At 70.5% G+C, this 14747-nt stretch carries 18 protein-coding genes; 11 read left to right on the top strand and 7 right to left on the bottom strand.

All coding sequences use genetic code 11. The features are described from left to right. Positions 1–21 precede the first annotated feature (21 nt). From ACVW00_RS19450 to ACVW00_RS19435, 4 genes are read left to right on the top strand one after another with little or no spacing between them, the layout of a single operon-like run. Positions 22–678 carry a response regulator transcription factor gene (locus tag ACVW00_RS19450; protein WP_457112541.1) on the top strand — a complete coding sequence of 219 codons (657 nt, stop codon included), beginning with the start codon at positions 22–24 and terminating at the stop codon, positions 676–678. Positions 679–697: 19 nt separating this feature from the next. Further along, positions 698–1882 (top strand): sensor histidine kinase, encoded by a 1185-nt coding sequence (locus ACVW00_RS19445; RefSeq protein WP_457112540.1) that lies wholly within the window; start codon positions 698–700, stop codon positions 1880–1882. Positions 1883–1924: 42 nt separating this feature from the next. Next, on the top strand, positions 1925–2146 hold the full coding sequence (locus ACVW00_RS19440) for an SCO4848 family membrane protein (RefSeq protein WP_457112539.1): 222 nt from the start codon (positions 1925–1927) through the stop codon (positions 2144–2146). A 1-nt stretch (position 2147) separates the two neighbouring features. After that, positions 2148–2873: a lysophospholipid acyltransferase family protein gene (locus ACVW00_RS19435; protein ID WP_457112538.1), complete on the top strand. Its 726-nt coding sequence runs from the start codon at positions 2148–2150 to the stop codon at positions 2871–2873. Positions 2874–2977: 104 nt separating this feature from the next. Here the strand turns inward: ACVW00_RS19435 and ACVW00_RS19430 are convergent, their stop codons facing one another. Then, the gene (locus ACVW00_RS19430) at positions 2978–3511 is read right to left on the bottom strand and encodes a DUF421 domain-containing protein (protein WP_457112537.1); all 534 of its coding nucleotides are present in this window, start codon (positions 3509–3511) and stop codon (positions 2978–2980) included. Positions 3512–3613: 102 nt separating this feature from the next. Here ACVW00_RS19430 and ACVW00_RS19425 point away from each other — a divergent pair, with 102 nt between their 5' ends. Then, positions 3614–4198: a hypothetical protein gene (locus ACVW00_RS19425; protein ID WP_457112536.1), complete on the top strand. Its 585-nt coding sequence runs from the start codon at positions 3614–3616 to the stop codon at positions 4196–4198. Between the two features lie 95 nt (positions 4199–4293). On the opposite strand, the gene ACVW00_RS19420 is transcribed toward ACVW00_RS19425, so the two are convergent. From ACVW00_RS19420 to ACVW00_RS19405, 4 genes are read right to left on the bottom strand one after another with little or no spacing between them, the layout of a single operon-like run. Next, a complete protein-coding gene (locus ACVW00_RS19420) occupies positions 4294–5478 on the bottom strand; it encodes a sulfotransferase family protein (protein ID WP_457112535.1) in 1185 nt (394 codons plus the stop codon). Beyond that, on the bottom strand, positions 5468–6250 hold the full coding sequence (locus ACVW00_RS19415) for an SDR family oxidoreductase (protein WP_457113146.1): 783 nt from the start codon (positions 6248–6250) through the stop codon (positions 5468–5470). Before ACVW00_RS19415 ends, ACVW00_RS19420 begins: the two co-directional genes overlap by 11 nt. 5 nt (positions 6251–6255) lie before the next feature. Continuing rightward, on the bottom strand, positions 6256–7401 hold the full coding sequence (locus ACVW00_RS19410; RefSeq protein WP_457112534.1) for a hypothetical protein: 1146 nt from the start codon (positions 7399–7401) through the stop codon (positions 6256–6258). Continuing rightward, on the bottom strand, positions 7398–8276 hold the full coding sequence (locus ACVW00_RS19405) for a TIGR03619 family F420-dependent LLM class oxidoreductase (RefSeq protein WP_457112533.1): 879 nt from the start codon (positions 8274–8276) through the stop codon (positions 7398–7400). The genes ACVW00_RS19410 and ACVW00_RS19405 overlap by 4 nt, the downstream gene beginning before the upstream one ends. 87 nt (positions 8277–8363) lie before the next feature. On the opposite strand from ACVW00_RS19405, the gene ACVW00_RS19400 reads away from it, so the two are divergent. Then, complete coding sequence (locus ACVW00_RS19400; protein ID WP_457112532.1) at positions 8364–8786, top strand: nuclear transport factor 2 family protein; 423 nt, start codon at positions 8364–8366, stop codon at positions 8784–8786. A 93-nt stretch (positions 8787–8879) separates the two neighbouring features. Continuing rightward, complete coding sequence (locus ACVW00_RS19395) at positions 8880–9431, top strand: hypothetical protein (RefSeq protein ID WP_457112531.1); 552 nt, start codon at positions 8880–8882, stop codon at positions 9429–9431. A gap of 1 nt (position 9432) precedes the next feature. Here ACVW00_RS19395 and ACVW00_RS19390 read toward each other — a convergent pair whose 3' ends face one another. Continuing rightward, positions 9433–10005, bottom strand: a complete 573-nt coding sequence (locus ACVW00_RS19390; protein WP_457112530.1) for a TetR/AcrR family transcriptional regulator — start codon at positions 10003–10005, stop codon at positions 9433–9435. Positions 10006–10110: 105 nt separating this feature from the next. Between ACVW00_RS19390 and ACVW00_RS19385 the strand changes: the two genes are divergently transcribed. Next, on the top strand, positions 10111–11361 hold the full coding sequence (locus ACVW00_RS19385) for an MFS transporter (RefSeq protein WP_457112529.1): 1251 nt from the start codon (positions 10111–10113) through the stop codon (positions 11359–11361). Between the two features lie 61 nt (positions 11362–11422). Next, on the top strand, positions 11423–12154 hold the full coding sequence (locus tag ACVW00_RS19380) for a VOC family protein (RefSeq protein WP_457112528.1): 732 nt from the start codon (positions 11423–11425) through the stop codon (positions 12152–12154). A 35-nt stretch (positions 12155–12189) separates the two neighbouring features. Here the strand turns inward: ACVW00_RS19380 and ACVW00_RS19375 are convergent, their stop codons facing one another. Next, positions 12190–13032: an aldo/keto reductase gene (locus ACVW00_RS19375; protein WP_457112527.1), complete on the bottom strand. Its 843-nt coding sequence runs from the start codon at positions 13030–13032 to the stop codon at positions 12190–12192. A gap of 193 nt (positions 13033–13225) precedes the next feature. Between ACVW00_RS19375 and ACVW00_RS19370 the strand changes: the two genes are divergently transcribed. Both ACVW00_RS19370 and ACVW00_RS19365 read left to right on the top strand, forming a co-directional pair. Further along, positions 13226–13906: an SAF domain-containing protein gene (locus tag ACVW00_RS19370; RefSeq protein WP_457112526.1), complete on the top strand. Its 681-nt coding sequence runs from the start codon at positions 13226–13228 to the stop codon at positions 13904–13906. An 8-nt stretch (positions 13907–13914) separates the two neighbouring features. Then, positions 13915–14742, top strand: coding sequence for a hypothetical protein (locus tag ACVW00_RS19365; RefSeq protein WP_457112525.1), 828 nt, complete (start codon positions 13915–13917; stop codon positions 14740–14742). Positions 14743–14747 lie beyond the last annotated feature (5 nt).

The raw sequence follows: 14747 nt of genomic DNA, 5'->3' as shown, positions 1-14747 counted from the left end.
CCGAAGCCCTAGCCTGCTGCCATGCCGCGCCTGCTGCTCGTCGAGGACGACCGGGAGCTCGCCGGTCTGCTCGACGGCCTGCTCGTCGAGGAGGGGTACGCCGTCGACGTCGCTCCCGACGGGCAGCGCGGCCTGCACCTGGGCCTGACCCGGACCTACGACGTGATCGTGCTCGACCGCGGCCTGCCCGCGATCGAGGGCCTCGACCTGCTGGGCCGGCTGCGGTCCAAGGGCATCGTGACGCCGATGCTCGTGCTCTCGGCGCGCGGCAACCCCGCCGACCGAGTGGAGGGCCTGGACGCCGGCGCCGAGGACTACGTGGCCAAGCCCTTCGACGTCGACGAGCTGCTCGCCCGGCTCCGTGGTCTCCTGCGCCGCCACGTCGAGCAGGCGGACGTCGTCCGCGTCCCCGGCGGTGCCTTCGACGTGAACGCGCGCGAGGTGAGCCTCGACCACGGCGAGGTCGTCTCGCTGTCGGCGCGCGAGGCCGACGTGCTGGGACACCTCGCGCGCAGCCCGCGTCGGGTGTTCTCGCGCGAGGAGCTCCTCCACTCCGCGTTCGACGACGCCGAGGACGAGGGTCTGGTCGACACCTACGTGCACTACCTGCGCCGCAAGCTCGGCCGGGAGAGCGTGCTCACCGTGCGCGGCGTCGGCTACCGGCTCGGTCGGCTGTGACCGACAGGACGGGCGACCGGTGATCGCCGGCGAGCTCCGGCGGGCGTCGTGGCGGATGGGCCTGCAGACCGCCCTGCTGCTGCTCACCTGCGTGCTCCTGGTGGGCATCACCGTCTTCGTCGTTGCGAACAGGTCGGCGGCGGACGAGGGCCGGCAGGCCGTGCGCAGCGCGAGCGCGAACGTCGACAAGCCCCAGGAGGCTCCGCGCGGCGTGCTCGTCGTCATCGACAAGGGTGGTCACCGGCTGACGTCGGCCGACCTGCCCGAGGGCTTCCCGCTCGAGGCCGACCTGAGCGCCACGGCGAAGGACGGACAGCCGCGCGAGCGTCTCGTCCGGGTCGGCCACGACCGCTACCTCGTGCGCACCGAGGAGGTCGGCGGCCGGGTGAACCAGGCGATCTACGACCAGGAGGAGTACGAGGCGGAGCGGCACCGCCTGCTGGTCGCCCTCCTCGTCGCCGGCGGGCTCGGCGTCCTGCTCTCCGCGCTCGCCGGAGTGGTCCTCGCCCGTCGCAGCCTCCGGCCGCTCGCCGAGTCACTCGCGATGCAGCGCAGGTTCGTGGCCGACGCGAGCCACGAGCTCCGTACGCCGCTCACCCTGCTGAGCACCCGGGTGCAGCTCCTCGCCCGCCAGCTCCGACGGGGGAATGCGCCGGCCGACGAGGAGATCGAGGGCGTGCTCGCCGACACCCGCAGGCTCGGCGGCATCCTCGACGACCTGCTCGCCGCGGCCGACACCCGCTCGTCCGTCGCGCACGACGCCGTGGACATCGACGTCGTCGTCGCGGAGGCGGTCGCCTCGGCTGCCGCGTCTGCCCAGGAGCAGGGCAAGCACCTGACCGTCCGGGCCACCGAGCCCGCCGTGGTGCTCGGGTCCGAGGCGTCGCTGCGGCGCGCGGTGATCGCGCTGGTCGACAACGCGCTCGACCACGCGGCCACGGCCGTCTCCGTCGACGTGGAGAAGCACCACGGCACCTGCCGGGTGGTCGTCGCCGACGACGGGCCCGGCATCGACGAGGACGTCCTGCCGCGAGTCTTCCAGCGGTTCGCGAGCGCGCGCGAGCCCGGCTCGGGTCGCCGGCACTACGGTCTCGGTCTCGCGCTCGTCGCCGACGTCGCCTCGGCACACGGAGGGAAGGTCGAGGCCGGCGAGCGCGACGGCGGCCCCGGCGCCGTACTCACCCTCACCCTGCCGCTGGCCTGAGCCCCGCCTGCTCCCCGACCGGGCCGTTTGTAGGCTTCCCGCGTGAAGCTCGAACGCAAGCACGCCGTCGTCCTGCTCCTCGTCGCCGTCTGGAACGTGCTCACCTACGCACGGTTCACCAAGGCCCTGGTCGACACCCAGGAGGACCGGCCGACCGGCTACTACGTCGCGCACTCGATCCTGATCGTCGTGAACATCGTGATCGCCGTCGTGCTCGGCCGCTGGGGCTGGCAGGCGCTGAGGGCCTCGCGGCAGGAGCCGTGAGGTGCCGCTGAGCCACGAGGAGGCGCACCGGCTGGCCCGCGTGAAGGGCAGCAACCCGGTGCTCTACTTCCTGGTGCGGCTGCTGCTGGTCCCGCTGATGCGCGTGGTCTTCGGCCTCACCGCCACCGGGACCGAGAACATCCCGAAGAAGGGCCCGGTCGTCATCGCGCCCAACCACAAGAGCTTCTGGGACGCGTTCTTCATCGCGGCGGTCGTCCGCCGCAGGCTGCACTTCATGGGCAAGGCCGAGCTGTTCGCCGGCTGGCGTGGCCGGTTGTTCATCGCGCTCGGCGGCTTCCCGGTGCTGCGCGGCGCGTCCGACACGGAGGCGATCGAGACGTCCCGGGCGATCCTCCAGCGCGGCGACGTGCTCGCGCTGTTCCCCGAGGGCACCCGGGTGCCCGACCCGGAGAAGCTCGGCAACCCGCGTCGCGGTGCCACCCGGCTCGCGATCGAGACCGGTGCGGTGATCGTCCCGACGGCGATCACCGGCACCGAGAAGCGGCGCTGGCACCTGCCGCGCCGGGTCCGGATCGCGTTCGGCGAGCCCATCCCGGTCACGGACCTGTCCCCGACCCCCGAGCACGCCGGCCTCCTGCTCGACCAGACGGTCTGGCCGACGATCTCCGAGGACTACCAGCGGCTCCGCGCCACTCCCGGCCTGGTGGCCGCCGGCCTGGCCGCCCTCGGCGTCGGCTACGCGATCCACCGCCGCCGCAATCGTTGAGTAGCCAGAAACGGACCGTCGAGTTGGCACAAAGGAACCGTTGAGTTGGCACAAACGGCCCGTCGAGTCGGCAGGAACGACCTGTCGAGTGGGCACCGACGAGCTCAGAGCTCGCGACGTCGGCGTACGTTCGGGCGCTCGCCGTCCTTGCGTACGACGCTCAGCTGTCCGTCACCCTCGAGGATGACGTCCTCGACCTCGTCGAGCTCGTCGACACCCTGCGCGCGGAGCTGGCTCCACAGCTCGTCGTCGGTGACGTTCTCCTTCGCCAGGTTCCGGTGCACCAGTCGTCCGTCCTGGACGAGGTACACGCCCTTGGGATGCACCAGTCGTTGGATCACCGGCACCCGGTAGCCCAGCCAGTCCAGCGAGTAGGCCCAGCCGACGATCACCAGGATCAGCAGCAGCCCGTCCGGCACGGAGGTGTACTGGCCGGCCATCGCGTTCTGCGCAGCGTCGGCGATGAGCACGATCACCAGCAGGTCGGTGAAGGCCACCCCACCGCGTTGGCGCTTCAGCACGAACCGGAGCAGCACGAACAAGGAGAGGTAGACGAGCGTGCCGCGGATGAAGATCTCGAGCAGCGACGTGTCCGGCACGAGCATGTCGTGCCAGTCGACCTTCGTCAGCCAGTCCACCGCCTGCCTCCGCTGCGGCTGCGCTGCCGCTCCCGTTCCCTACCCGGGCGTCCGGTTCTCATCCGCCAGGCGCGCCGTCGTCCGGTCGGCCACAATGGCTCCGTGCTGCTGCCACCCAAGGTCGCTGCCGGGGTCGCCGACGGCTCCGTGAGCCTCGCGTTCCGTCGCTGGCGCAAGCAGGACGTGAAGCCGGGCTCGAGGTTCCGCAGCTCCGCAGGGGTGATCGCAGTCGGTGCGGTGACGGTGATCGACCCGGACGCGATCACCGACGCCGAGGCTGTCCGGGCCGGGCACGTCGATGCCGCCGCTGTGCGACGACGTCTCGCGGGTGACGCGGAGTGGCCGACGTACCGGGTGGAGCTGTTGTGGGCCGGCGAGGATCCGCGGATCGCCCTGCGCGAGGAGGATCGGTTGACCGAGGAGGACGTCGCCGACGTGGACGCACGGCTCGAACGCCTCGACCGGGCGAGCAGCCACGGGCCCTGGACGATGCAGACGCTCGACCTCATCCGACGTCGCCCGCACACCCGCGCGCCGGACCTTGCCGCAGAGGTCGGCCGCGAGCGCGACCCGTTCAAGATCGACGTGCGCAAGCTGAAGAACCTCGGCCTGACGATCAGCCACCCGGTCGGCTACGAGCTGTCACCGCGGGGCCGCGCCTACCTCGCCCACACGCGTCGTCGCTGATCTCTACGCCTTCGTTCGCAACTGACCACTCGAGGGCGCGTTTCTGGCCACTCAACGGGCAGGGTCCCCCAACTCGACGGGCAGTTTCCCCCAACTCAACGGAAGCGGGCGCGGACCTCGTCCTCGGTGAGGCCGTAGTCCTCGAGGCGGTAGGTGTGCGAGGGGCGGGCGGCGCCCTGCCTGGACTCGCGGTCGATCTCCTCGATCGCCGCGTGCACCTCGGGGCTCCAGTCCAGGCCGAACCGCTCGTAGATCCCCCGGGTGACGCCGAGCGGGTCCTTGACCAGGTCGGAGAACGCGACGTCGACGAACTGGTCCTGGTCGTACTTCGGCCGCGCCTCGTGGAACGCGTGGTAGGCCCTGGACCACAGGTCGAGCTGCGTGCGCCCGATCGTCTCGCCGACGAAGGTCGTCGAGTGCCCGGCGGTCGTCTCGGCCGACAGCGAGCACGACGACGCGATGCAGGTGACAGGATCGCGGTGCGTGTAGACGATCAACGCGTCGGGGTAGACCGTCATCAGGGCATCCAGCGCGCTCAGGTGGGAGGGGTTCTTGAGGACCCAGCGCTTGTCCTGGTCGTTCAGCCCGATGAGCTGCAGGTTCTGCTTGTGCCGGGCATACGCGTCGGTCCAGTCCTGCTTCGCGAGCCACTCGGTGTAGCGCGGCACGTTCGCCAGGGACTCGTAGGAGTTGGACTTGCCGGTCTGCCGGAGCAGCCGCCAGCACTCCTCGACCGAGGTCGCATCCATGTAGTGGATGCCGAGGTACTCCGGCTGGGCGACGTGGTGGGCCTGGAACGCCTGCTGCATCGCGGTGAAGATCGGGTCGGACTCCCAGGTCTCGCGCGGCGGCCGGGGCTGGGGGTACTGGGTGATCCACATCTCCAGCCCCTGCGCCATCGGGTCGGCGTGCAGCAGCCGGTGCAGCGCCGTCGTGCCGGTCCGGGGGAGCCCCGTGACGAAGATCGGCCGCTCGATGACGACATCGGCGTGCTCGGGGCGCTGGTTGAACTGCGCCTGGGTGAGCAGCCGCCCCACAAGGGCGCTCTTCACCTCCGAGCGCTGGAAGTAGTTGCCCTTCCCGGTCAGGCCCGCCTCGGGCGAGTTCAGGTCCTCGACGAGGGTCCGGAGACCGCGTTCGTGGGCGGCGCCGCCCAGGTCGGTCCAGCCGAAGTCGTGGAGACCGGTGGTGCGCTCGGCAGCCGCGACGATGTCCTCGTAGGTCCCGACGTCGGCGCGCTCCCGCTCCATCACGTTGACGCCGGTGTCCTCACTCGTCATGGAACTCGCCGCAGTCGACGTTGAGCATCGTGCCGGTCACGCACGACGCCAGGTCGCTGGCGTAGAACAGGGCGGCACGGGCCACCTCGTCGGGCGTCGCGAGCCGCTTGAGGTCGGTCGGCTCCGCCTTCTGGCGGTAGATCTCCTCGTGCGTCGTACCGGCCTCGGAGGCGAGCCAGTCGAAGTACGCCTTGTTCACGTCCTCGTAGATGTACGACGGCGCGATGCTGTTGACCCGGATCCCGCGCGGCCCGAGCTCGGTCGCCAGCGACGAGGCCAGGTGCTTGAGGGTGCCCTTCGAAAGCTTGTAGCCGGCGTACTCGGTCTGCGACTGGTAGACCACACAGGAGTTCACCATGATGATCGAGCCCTTGCTCTCCGCGAGCGCGTCGGCGAACAGCGCCGACAGCCGCAGCGGTGCGAACACGTTGGTCTCCTGTGCGGCCCGCAGCGCATCGAGCTTGATCGTGGTGATCGGGTCCATCGGCGGGATGCCGAACGCGTTGTTGATCAGGCAGTCGACCCGGCCGAACTCCGCCAGCGCCGCCTCGACCAGGCGCCGGCGGGCGTCCTCGTCGGTGATGTCGGTCGGTACGACGAGCGCGCGCCGGCCCAGCGAGCGCACGGTCTCGGCCATCTTCTCCAGGCGCCGCTCGGTGCGGCTGACCAGGACGAGGTCGGCGCCCATCTTCGCCGCCTCCTCGCCGAAGGACCGGCCGAGGCCGGGTCCGACGCCGGAGAGCACGATCACCTTGTCCTGCAAGAGATTCACGTTCGTCAACTGATCATCCTTCGGGCGATGCCGACCTGGCGGGCAGCGATGCGGGCGGTGTACTCGTCCGGGGTGACCCGGTTGTCGTCGAGGTGGGGGAGTCGCGAGGCGAGGTCGTCGAACGGGACGACCTCGACGGCTGGGCCATCGGCGGGAGTCAGGTCGCGCGAGACCCGCTGCCAGCGCAGCATCATCACGCCCTGCGCGTGGCCGCAGGTCTCGAGCCAGTTGGCGATGCCGGGGTTGCGCTCGCTGATCACGTAGCGGAGCTTGCCGTCCGGGTCCGCCTTGGACTGGGCCCCCGTCAGCGACGTCTGGTGGTGCTCGTAGTCGGTGGAGACGTACCACCGCGAGCCGATCTGGATCGCCTGGTACGGCGACGCGTCGCACACGGGGACCGTCACGACCATCGCCTGGTCCGGCGTGAGGTCGTAGTGGCCGATCGAGCTGAACTGCGACGCGAGTCCGCCGGGGGTCGACTTCGGCACCGTCAGCGTGTTCACCGGCTCCTTGTAGGTGAACCACTCCGGGAAGGCGAACCAGGTGTTGATCCGGCCGACGAGCATCTTGGCGGCGACGCCGTACCTCTTCGCGACCCGCTCGGGGGTGAGCGCGGGCCGCGGCCGGCCGGTGGTGTCCAGCCGCTGGATCCGGATCCGGCCGCGCTCCTCGGTGTTCCAGTCGTCGTACACCTCGCGGATGATCAGCGTCGCGCCCTTGCCCAGACCCAGCTCGGGGCCGAAGCGCCACTCGAAGGACCCGTCCCCACCGATCTGCAGCTCGCGGTCGTCGAACGCGGCGACGGTGTTCGGGGCGCCTTCGGCCGAGTAGCTGCCGTCCATGATCTGGAACGACAGGTCGGCGGTCGTCCCGCGGACCCCGGACACCAGGTACGACGCGCCGGCGTCGAGGTAGGCGTTGAAGTAGATCGCGTCGGGGTTGTCGAGCCCCTGGCGTGCGTACTGGTGGGTCGGGTTGATCAGAACCGGGTGGTCGAGGTCGTAGTCGAACGCCATCTGCAGCGACGACCGGATGCTGCCCGCGAGGTAGTCGTAGCCCTCCGCGAGGTCCTGCTCGGAGACCTCGAACGGCGGGTTGGCGATGAGCTTCTCCGCCTCCCGGATCGCCTCGGCGAACGCGTCCACGCTCACAGCGCGACCTTGCTGATGATGCTCTCGGCGTACTTCTCGAGGTGCGCGACCTTCACGTCGAACGGCTCGGTGTCCCGGCCCTTGATGTAGGGCACCCGGAAGCCGACGATGCAGTCGGTCACGCCCTTGTCCTCGAGCCTCTTCACGCCGTCGAGGTCGTAGGCGTCGTAGGAGATCACGTGGACCTCGAAGTCGTCACGGTCGTCGCCCTCGGCCTTGCGGATCTCCGCCAGCCGGGCGAGCATCCGGTCGAGCTCGTCGGGGTCGCCGCCGGCGTGCATCCACCCGTCACCCTTGAGCACCGCGCGCCGCAGAGCGGCCTCGGAGTGGCCGCCGACGAGCAGCGGGATCTTCTCCGACGGCGCCGGCGTCTGCTTGAGCGGCGGGAACGAGAAGGACTCGCCCTCGTAGCCGAAGAACCCTCCGGACGTGAGCCCGCGCAGGATGTCCATGCACTCGTCCATCCTCCGGCCCCGCTGGTTCCACGGAACGCCCATCGCCTCGAAGTCCTCCGGCCAGGGCGACAGCCCGACTCCGAGGCCGAGCCGGTTGTGCGACAGGAACGCCAGCGAGGACGCCTGCTTGGCGACCAGCACCGGTGGACGGATGGGCAGCTTGAGCACGAACGGCGTGAGCCGCAGCGTCGTGGTCACCGCGAAGAGGTGCGCGCAGAGCACCATCGTCTCGATGAACTCCTTGTCCTCGAGGAACTCCCGGTCGCCGGTGTCGGTGTAGGGGTACTTCGAGTCCGACTCCTGCGGGTAGATCAGCGAGTCGGCGACCGTCATCGACGTGTAGCCGGCGGCTTCGGCGGCCTGGGCCAGCGGCGCGTAGTACTCGGCCTCGGTCATCGCCTCGGCGTAGGAGAAGCGCATGGACACTCCGTCGTTCGGATCGTGGAATAGGTGATTGAGCCTAGTCGAAATATAGAACCTGTTTCAGTTTCTGCCTAGAGTGGGGCCATGGAGCTGCAGGAATTGGCCGACCGCCAGGAGATCGTCGACGTGATCACCCGCTACACCAGGGCGATCGACACCCGCGACTGGGACGGCCTGGACGAGGTGTTCTCCGAGGACGCGGTCCTCGACTACTCCTCCGTCGGAGGGCCGGTCGACTCGCTGCAGGTGGCCAAGCCGTGGGTCGCCCAGGGGCTGGGCGGCTTCCTGCGCTACCAGCACGTCATCGGCCAGGTGGCGATCGAGCTCGACGGCGACTCGGCGCGCGCGACGGCGTACTTCACGAACCCGATGGTCGCCCAGAACCCCGACGGCACCGAGAACCTCGTCGAGGTCGGCGGCTACTACCACCACGAGCTGGTGCGTACGCCGGTCGGCTGGCGGTCCCGGCGGATGGTCGACGACAACGTGTGGATGCGCGGCTTCTGACCGCGTGGACACCAGCCGACCGGCCTTGCCTGCCATGTCACCGGCCCGATCGCCGAACGAGGGCGCCCCGGTGACGGCCCTATCCTTGGACCCGTGACGGGGACCGAGGACGACAGGCGCGCGCGGCAGCAGCAGGTCTATGCCGTCGTGGTCAAGATCGTCGGCGTCGCCGTCGCGGTCGGGCTGGTGATCGGCATCGGTGCCTGGCTGATGGTGAAGGCCCTCGGCCTGGACAGCGCGGACTCCACGAGCCTCGGCGTCGCCCAGGTCGACCCGGTGACACCGTTGCCGAGCTCCGCGCTCCCGGTGCCGACCGGCAGCGACCTGCCGACGCCGGACAACACCGGCCTGGTCAGCCCGGGCGCCACGGTGAGCGGAGACCTCTTCCTGAGCGCCTCCCCGGTGCTCGTGAGCCCGAGTGAGCGGATCAACCTCACCGGACGGTGGGCCGGGCACGACAACGAGAGCCTGCTGGTGCAGCGCTTCGAGAACGGTCAGTGGGCCGACTTCGGCGTGCAGGTGCGCGTCAACCTCGGCACCTTCGAGACCTACGTCCTGACCAGCCGCACCGGTGACCAGAGGTTCCGGGTCTTCGAGCCCGACAGTCAGACTGCGTCCAACGAGGTGACGGTCACCGTCGGCTGACCTACGCGCCTTTCGGTGAGGTCTCCAGCACGACCCGCGCGAGGTCCTTCGCGAGACGCACGGCATCGGGGTGCGCGTCCAGCTGGGAGTTGGCGACGGCGCCGTCGTACAGCAGGCCGAGCCGCTTGGCCACGTCGTCGGGGTCGACGAACCCGGCGTCTGTCGCGAGGGTCAGGAACTGGTCGGCGAGCCAGTCGCGGAAGGTACGCAGCGCCTCGGCCTCGACGCCGTCAGGGGCGGCCTCGGCGTTCGCGTTCGCGAACGGACATCCGTTGTAGCCGGTCGCGGTGGCTGCCTCGTGCAGCGCGTCGAAGATCGCGAGCAGCCTGTCGGCCGGGTCGTCCACGCCGTCCTGGTGCTGGGCGATGCGCGCGCGCCGGCGCTGGTCGCGTCCCGCGAGGTACGCCGCCACCAGGTCGTCCTTGCCCGAGAAGTTGTAGAACAGCGAGCCCTTCGCGACGCCAGCCTCGTCGATGAGGCGGTCGATGCCGACGGTGTGGACCCCCTCTGCGTAGAACAGCCGATCGGCGGCGTCGAGCAGTCGCTGGCGGGCGGTGGGGGCTTTGGCGGCCATGCCCATCACCATATCAGACAGGTCTGTCTAAATAAGCCTTGACATCGTTGGACAGATCTGTCTAAATGGCGAGAGTTGCTAGACCGATCTGTCTAAGGAGTTCCCGTGTCCCGCACCGTCTCGTCCCGCACCGCCTTCGCCGGAGTCGCCGCCGTCTTCGCCAGCTTCTTCCTCGCCGCGGGCGCCCCGACCCCGCTGCTCGCCCTGCGACAGCAGGAGTGGGGCTTCTCGGCCGGCACGTTGACCTTCGCCTTCTCGGTCTACGCACTCGCCCTGCTCGGCGCCCTGTTGGTGGGCGGCTCCCTCTCCGACCACGTCGGCCGGCGCCCTGTGCTGCTCGCGGCCCTCTACGGGGAGCTCGCATCGATGCTCGTGTTCCTGTTCGCACCGACCATCACGTGGGTCGTGGTGGCCCGTGCGCTTCAGGGCCTGGCCACGGGCTTCGCGACGAGTGCCTTCAGCGCGGCCATCGCCGAGCACGCGCCCGCCCACCTCAAGAAGCTCGCCGGAGGTCTGTCAGCCGGCTCGGTGGCCGGCGGCCTGGGTCTCGGTGCCCTGCTGACCGGCGCGGCGGTGCAGTTCACCCCCGATGCGAACCGGCTCGTCTACGGCATCCTCGCCGGCGTCATGGTGGTCGCCCTCGTGTTCGTGAGCCTCACCCCCGAGACAGCGGTGGGCCGTCCGGGTGCATTGGCGTCGCTCAGCCCCCGGATCAGCCTGCCGGCGCACGTCCGCACCGAGTTCCTCGCCGGCGTACCGGTGCACATCGCCGGTTGGATGTTCCCCGCCTTCTTCCTCGGTCTCTCGCCGGCCGTGCTCCGGATCCAGTTCGGCCTGGACGGCGGCCTGGTCACCGGGTTCACGGCCTTCGTCGGCCCCTTCACCGCCGCGGTCGCGAGCTTCGCGTTCGGCCGCCATCCTGCCCGCCGCAGCACGCTCCTCGGGACGGCCCTTGTTCTCCTGGGGATGGTCGTCGTCCTCATCGGGGTCACTGCCACGTGGCTGCCAGCCGTCTGGATCGGCGCCGTGCTCGGTGGCGGCGGCTTCGGGAGCGCCTTCGGGGGCCAGCTCCGCCTGATCGCCCCCCACGTCGCACCGGACGAGCGCGCGGGCGTCTTCGCCGGCATCTACACGGTCGGCTACCTGGCGTTCGGCGTACCCGTGATCCTTGCCGGGCAGCTCGCGCCTCGCTGGGGCCTCCTGGCCACCTTCGAGTCGTACGCCGCCGTCGTGATCGGCTTCGCGGTCGCCGGCCTCGCGGTCCAGGCCGTCCTCGCGAAGCGCGACGCGGCTGCTCCGGTCCTCAGCGTCGTGCCGGTCTCCCCGACCCCTGACCTCCAGGAGGCGCCGATGTGACCTGCTCGACCAGCACAGCGCCGTACAACCCGTCCGAGCAACAGACCTCGAGGAGGTCATCATGAGTACGACCCAGATGCAGAGCACCACGACGATCAACGGCCCCAGCTCCACCACCCTCGCGATGAGGCTGGAGGTCGTCGTGATCCCGATCGCCGACTACGACCGCGCCCGAAGCTTCTACACGGGACTCGGCTGGCGCGTCGACGCGGACATCGAAGGTTCCGGCGGCTACCGCCTGGTGCAGGTGACCCCTCCGGGCTCCGCTGCGTCGGTGATCTTCGGCACGCAGGTCACCGCGGCGCAGGCGGGGTCCTTCGACGGGCTGCTGCTGGCGGTCGACGACGTCGACGTCGCCCGGGAGGCGCTTCTCGAGCGCGGCGTCGAGGTGAGCGAGGTCTTCCACGACGCCAACGGTGGTCTCGGTGGAGCCTTCCACGTCGGTGACCAGGGACGCGCTGCGGGCCGCGACCCCGAGCGCCGCTCATACGCCTCCTATGCCTCGTTCGAGGACTCCGAGGGCAACCGCTGGATCCTCCAGGAGATCACCACGCGCCTCCCCGGACGCGTGTGGGAGGGCGACGGCGACGACGTCTCCCACCTGGCTGACCGCCTCCACGAGACGGCAGAGCGGCACGACGCCTTCGAGAACGTGGCGCCCACCCACGACTGGTGGGACTGGTACGCCGCGTACCTCGATGCTCGCCGGCACGGCGCCGACCCGGACGGGGCCGCGCAGGACGCCGCCCGCTACATGGCCGAGGTGAAGCACGTCGTCGCACTGGGCGGGTGACGCCCGAGGGCGGCCGCCGTCTCAGCCGATCGGGCTCACGGGATCCAGTCGAACGTGCTCGGGTTCGGCCCGCGCCGCCCGCGCTCGCCACGGTCGAGCGCGGTGATCGCAGCCACGTCGTCGTCGGTCAGCTCGAAGTCGAAGATCGCGAAGTTCTCCCGCATCCGCTCGGGGTGGGTGGTCTTGGGGAACACGATGTCGCCGCGCTGCACGTGCCAGCGCAGCACCACCTGCGACGGGGTCCGGCCGAGCCGATCCGCGATGGCGTTCACGACCGGGTCGTCGAGGACGTCGCCCTGCGCGATCGGCGACCAGGCCTCGGTGAGGATTCCGGCGGCAGCATCCGCCGTGCGCACCTCCTCGTTGCCGAAGTAGGGGTGCACCTCGATCTGGTTCACCGCCGGTACGACGGACGTCTCCCGCGCGAGCCGCTCCAGGTGGTCGACCTGGAAGTTCGAGACGCCGATGGACCGGGCGCGTCCGTCGGCCTGGAACTCGATCAGGGTGTTCCAGGTCGAGACGAAGTCCCCGTCGTACCTCGTCGGCAGCGGCCAGTGGATGAGGAACAGGTCGACGTGGTCAGTGCCCAGTGCCGTCAGGGTCGCGTCGAACGCGCGGCGGGCGTCGTCCGGCCGGTGGAAGCCGTTGTTGAGCTTCGAGGTCAGGAACACCTCGTCACGGGCGAGCCCCGACTCGGCGACGGCCTTGCCGACACCTTCCTCGTTGCGGTACATCTCCGCGGTGTCGATGTGCCGGTAGCCGATCTCCAAAGCCTCGCTCACCGCGGCTGCGGTGTCCGCGGGAGGTATCTGGAACACCCCGAAACCGAGCTGGGGGATGGTGCGGGCGTCGTTGAGCGTCAGGGTCGGCACGGTCATGGCACCCCACCCTACGAGCGGCCCCCGCATCTCCGGTGCGCCGGATCGGGCGTTCCCGTCGTACGCTTCGTGTCGTCGCACAGCGGCACGGGTAGGACTGGACCGGCACCGCTCAGAGCTCCTTCTCGGGAGTTTCACGAGCTCCGGACGGGCGGGCCCGTCGACGGCTACTCGATCTCGGGAGACACCCAGCATGATTTCCACACCGGAGCGTGAGACCTTCGAGCGTGGCCGGCTGCCCGTGGCACCGCGCGACAAGCGTCCCGCACTTGCCGCGCTGGCGCTGCTGCTGATCCTCCTCGGCGCGCTCGGCAGCGCGTTGCTGGTCTTCCGGAGCGGCGACCGCGAGAGCGTGCTCGCCGCCAGGGACGACATCTCCTTCGGACAGGTGATGACCCGCGGCGACTTCTCGACGGTCCGGGCCGCGGCCGACGGAGCGGCGCTCGTGCCGGCCCGCCTGGTCGACTCGTACGTCGGCACCCGCGCCACCAGCACGATCCCGGCCGGTGCGCTGCTGAGCCCGAAGATGTTCAACGCCAAGACGCTCGTGCCGGACGCGGGCGAGGGCGTCGGAATCGTCCTGGACCCGACCCGGCGGCCGAGCCAGGTCCCGGAGACCGGTCAGGTCGTCCGCGTCTACTTCGTCGCGGGCAGCGGCAGCTCTGGTGAGTCCACGCCCGACAACCCGGTGATCGTCAACGCCGCGAGGGTGATCGCGGTCGGTCACGGCGCCGGCGCGGGCACGACCAGCATCACCGTGCTGGTCCGCAGCGACCTCGCCGGTGACGTGACCAACTACGCCTCGTCGGGCAACCTCGCCGTCACGGTGCTGCCCGACGACACCAAGCCGTCGATCGACTGGAAGGTGCAGTAGGGCTCGCCATGGCACTCATCTCGGTCATGTCGGCGAAGGGGGCACCCGGCGCCACCACCACGAGCATGCTGCTGGCCAACCTCTGGCCCGCGCCGAGCATCCTCGTGGACGCGGACCCGCTCGGCGGTGACGTCGCCCTGAAGCTGCCCGGCGAGCACGGGCCCCTGGACCTCGACCGGGGGCTGATGTCGCTGCTCCCGTCGGCTCGTCGCGGGCTCGAGCCACAGACGGTCGTCGCCCACGCGCAGACCGCGCTGGGCGGCCAGCTGGTGCTGGCGGGGCTCCCCGGACCCGAGCAGGCGGTCGCTGCAGCGCCGCTGTGGCCGGCGCTCGCGCAGGCATTCGCCCGCGTCCCCGGAGTCGACGTCTTCGCCGACCTCGGCCAGGTCAGCGCCCGCTCGACCCACCTGGCGATGATCGAGAGCTCAGCGGCCCTGCTCTGCGTCTACCGGCCGACGGCGTGGAGCGCGATCCACACCCGTCGCCGCCTGGAGTCCCTCGAGGGTCAGCTCCGCGACCGGCAGGCCCGGGTCGGCATCGTGTGCGTGGCCGGCCCTGCCCAGTCCCACGACGTCGAGGCCGCCGCCGCAAGCATCGCCCAGGGCCTGGACTGGGTGACCGACTACGGCGCGGTGGCGCGCGACGAGGCCACCGTCGTCATCTACGAGGGCGGTGAGGTGTTCCGCCCCGAGCGCAGCCTGCTCGCGCGCAGCGGGCACACCCTCGCGCGCCGCCTGTACGCCGACCTGGGTGCCGCGGTCGCCGCACCGGAGGCCGTCGCGGTCGCGGGCGACGTACGGGCTCGCGCCCGGCGCGGGCGGAGGAGGGCCTCGTGACCACG

It is taken from the genome of Marmoricola sp. URHA0025 HA25 (assembly GCF_054059435.1).
The sequence above is the reverse complement of the archived record's forward strand: the minus strand, read 5'-3'. Positions and strand labels throughout refer to the sequence as shown.

Excerpts from the sequence above, each read along its gene's own strand:
- ACVW00_RS19375 (WP_457112527.1), bottom strand. The coding sequence starts at position 13,032 with ATGACCGTGCCGACCCTGACGCTCAACGACGCCCGCACCATCCCCCAG.
- ACVW00_RS19405 (WP_457112533.1), bottom strand. The coding sequence starts at position 8,276 with ATGCGCTTCTCCTACGCCGAGGCGATGACCGAGGCCGAGTACTACGCG.
- ACVW00_RS19450 (WP_457112541.1), top strand. The coding sequence starts at position 22 with ATGCCGCGCCTGCTGCTCGTCGAGGACGACCGGGAGCTCGCCGGTCTG.
- ACVW00_RS19370 (WP_457112526.1), top strand. The coding sequence starts at position 13,226 with ATGATTTCCACACCGGAGCGTGAGACCTTCGAGCGTGGCCGGCTGCCC.
- ACVW00_RS19365 (WP_457112525.1), top strand. The coding sequence starts at position 13,915 with ATGGCACTCATCTCGGTCATGTCGGCGAAGGGGGCACCCGGCGCCACC.
- ACVW00_RS19390 (WP_457112530.1), bottom strand. The coding sequence starts at position 10,005 with ATGGCCGCCAAAGCCCCCACCGCCCGCCAGCGACTGCTCGACGCCGCC.
- ACVW00_RS19400 (WP_457112532.1), top strand. The coding sequence starts at position 8,364 with ATGGAGCTGCAGGAATTGGCCGACCGCCAGGAGATCGTCGACGTGATC.
- ACVW00_RS19420 (WP_457112535.1), bottom strand. The coding sequence starts at position 5,478 with ATGACGAGTGAGGACACCGGCGTCAACGTGATGGAGCGGGAGCGCGCC.
- ACVW00_RS19380 (WP_457112528.1), top strand. The coding sequence starts at position 11,423 with ATGAGTACGACCCAGATGCAGAGCACCACGACGATCAACGGCCCCAGC.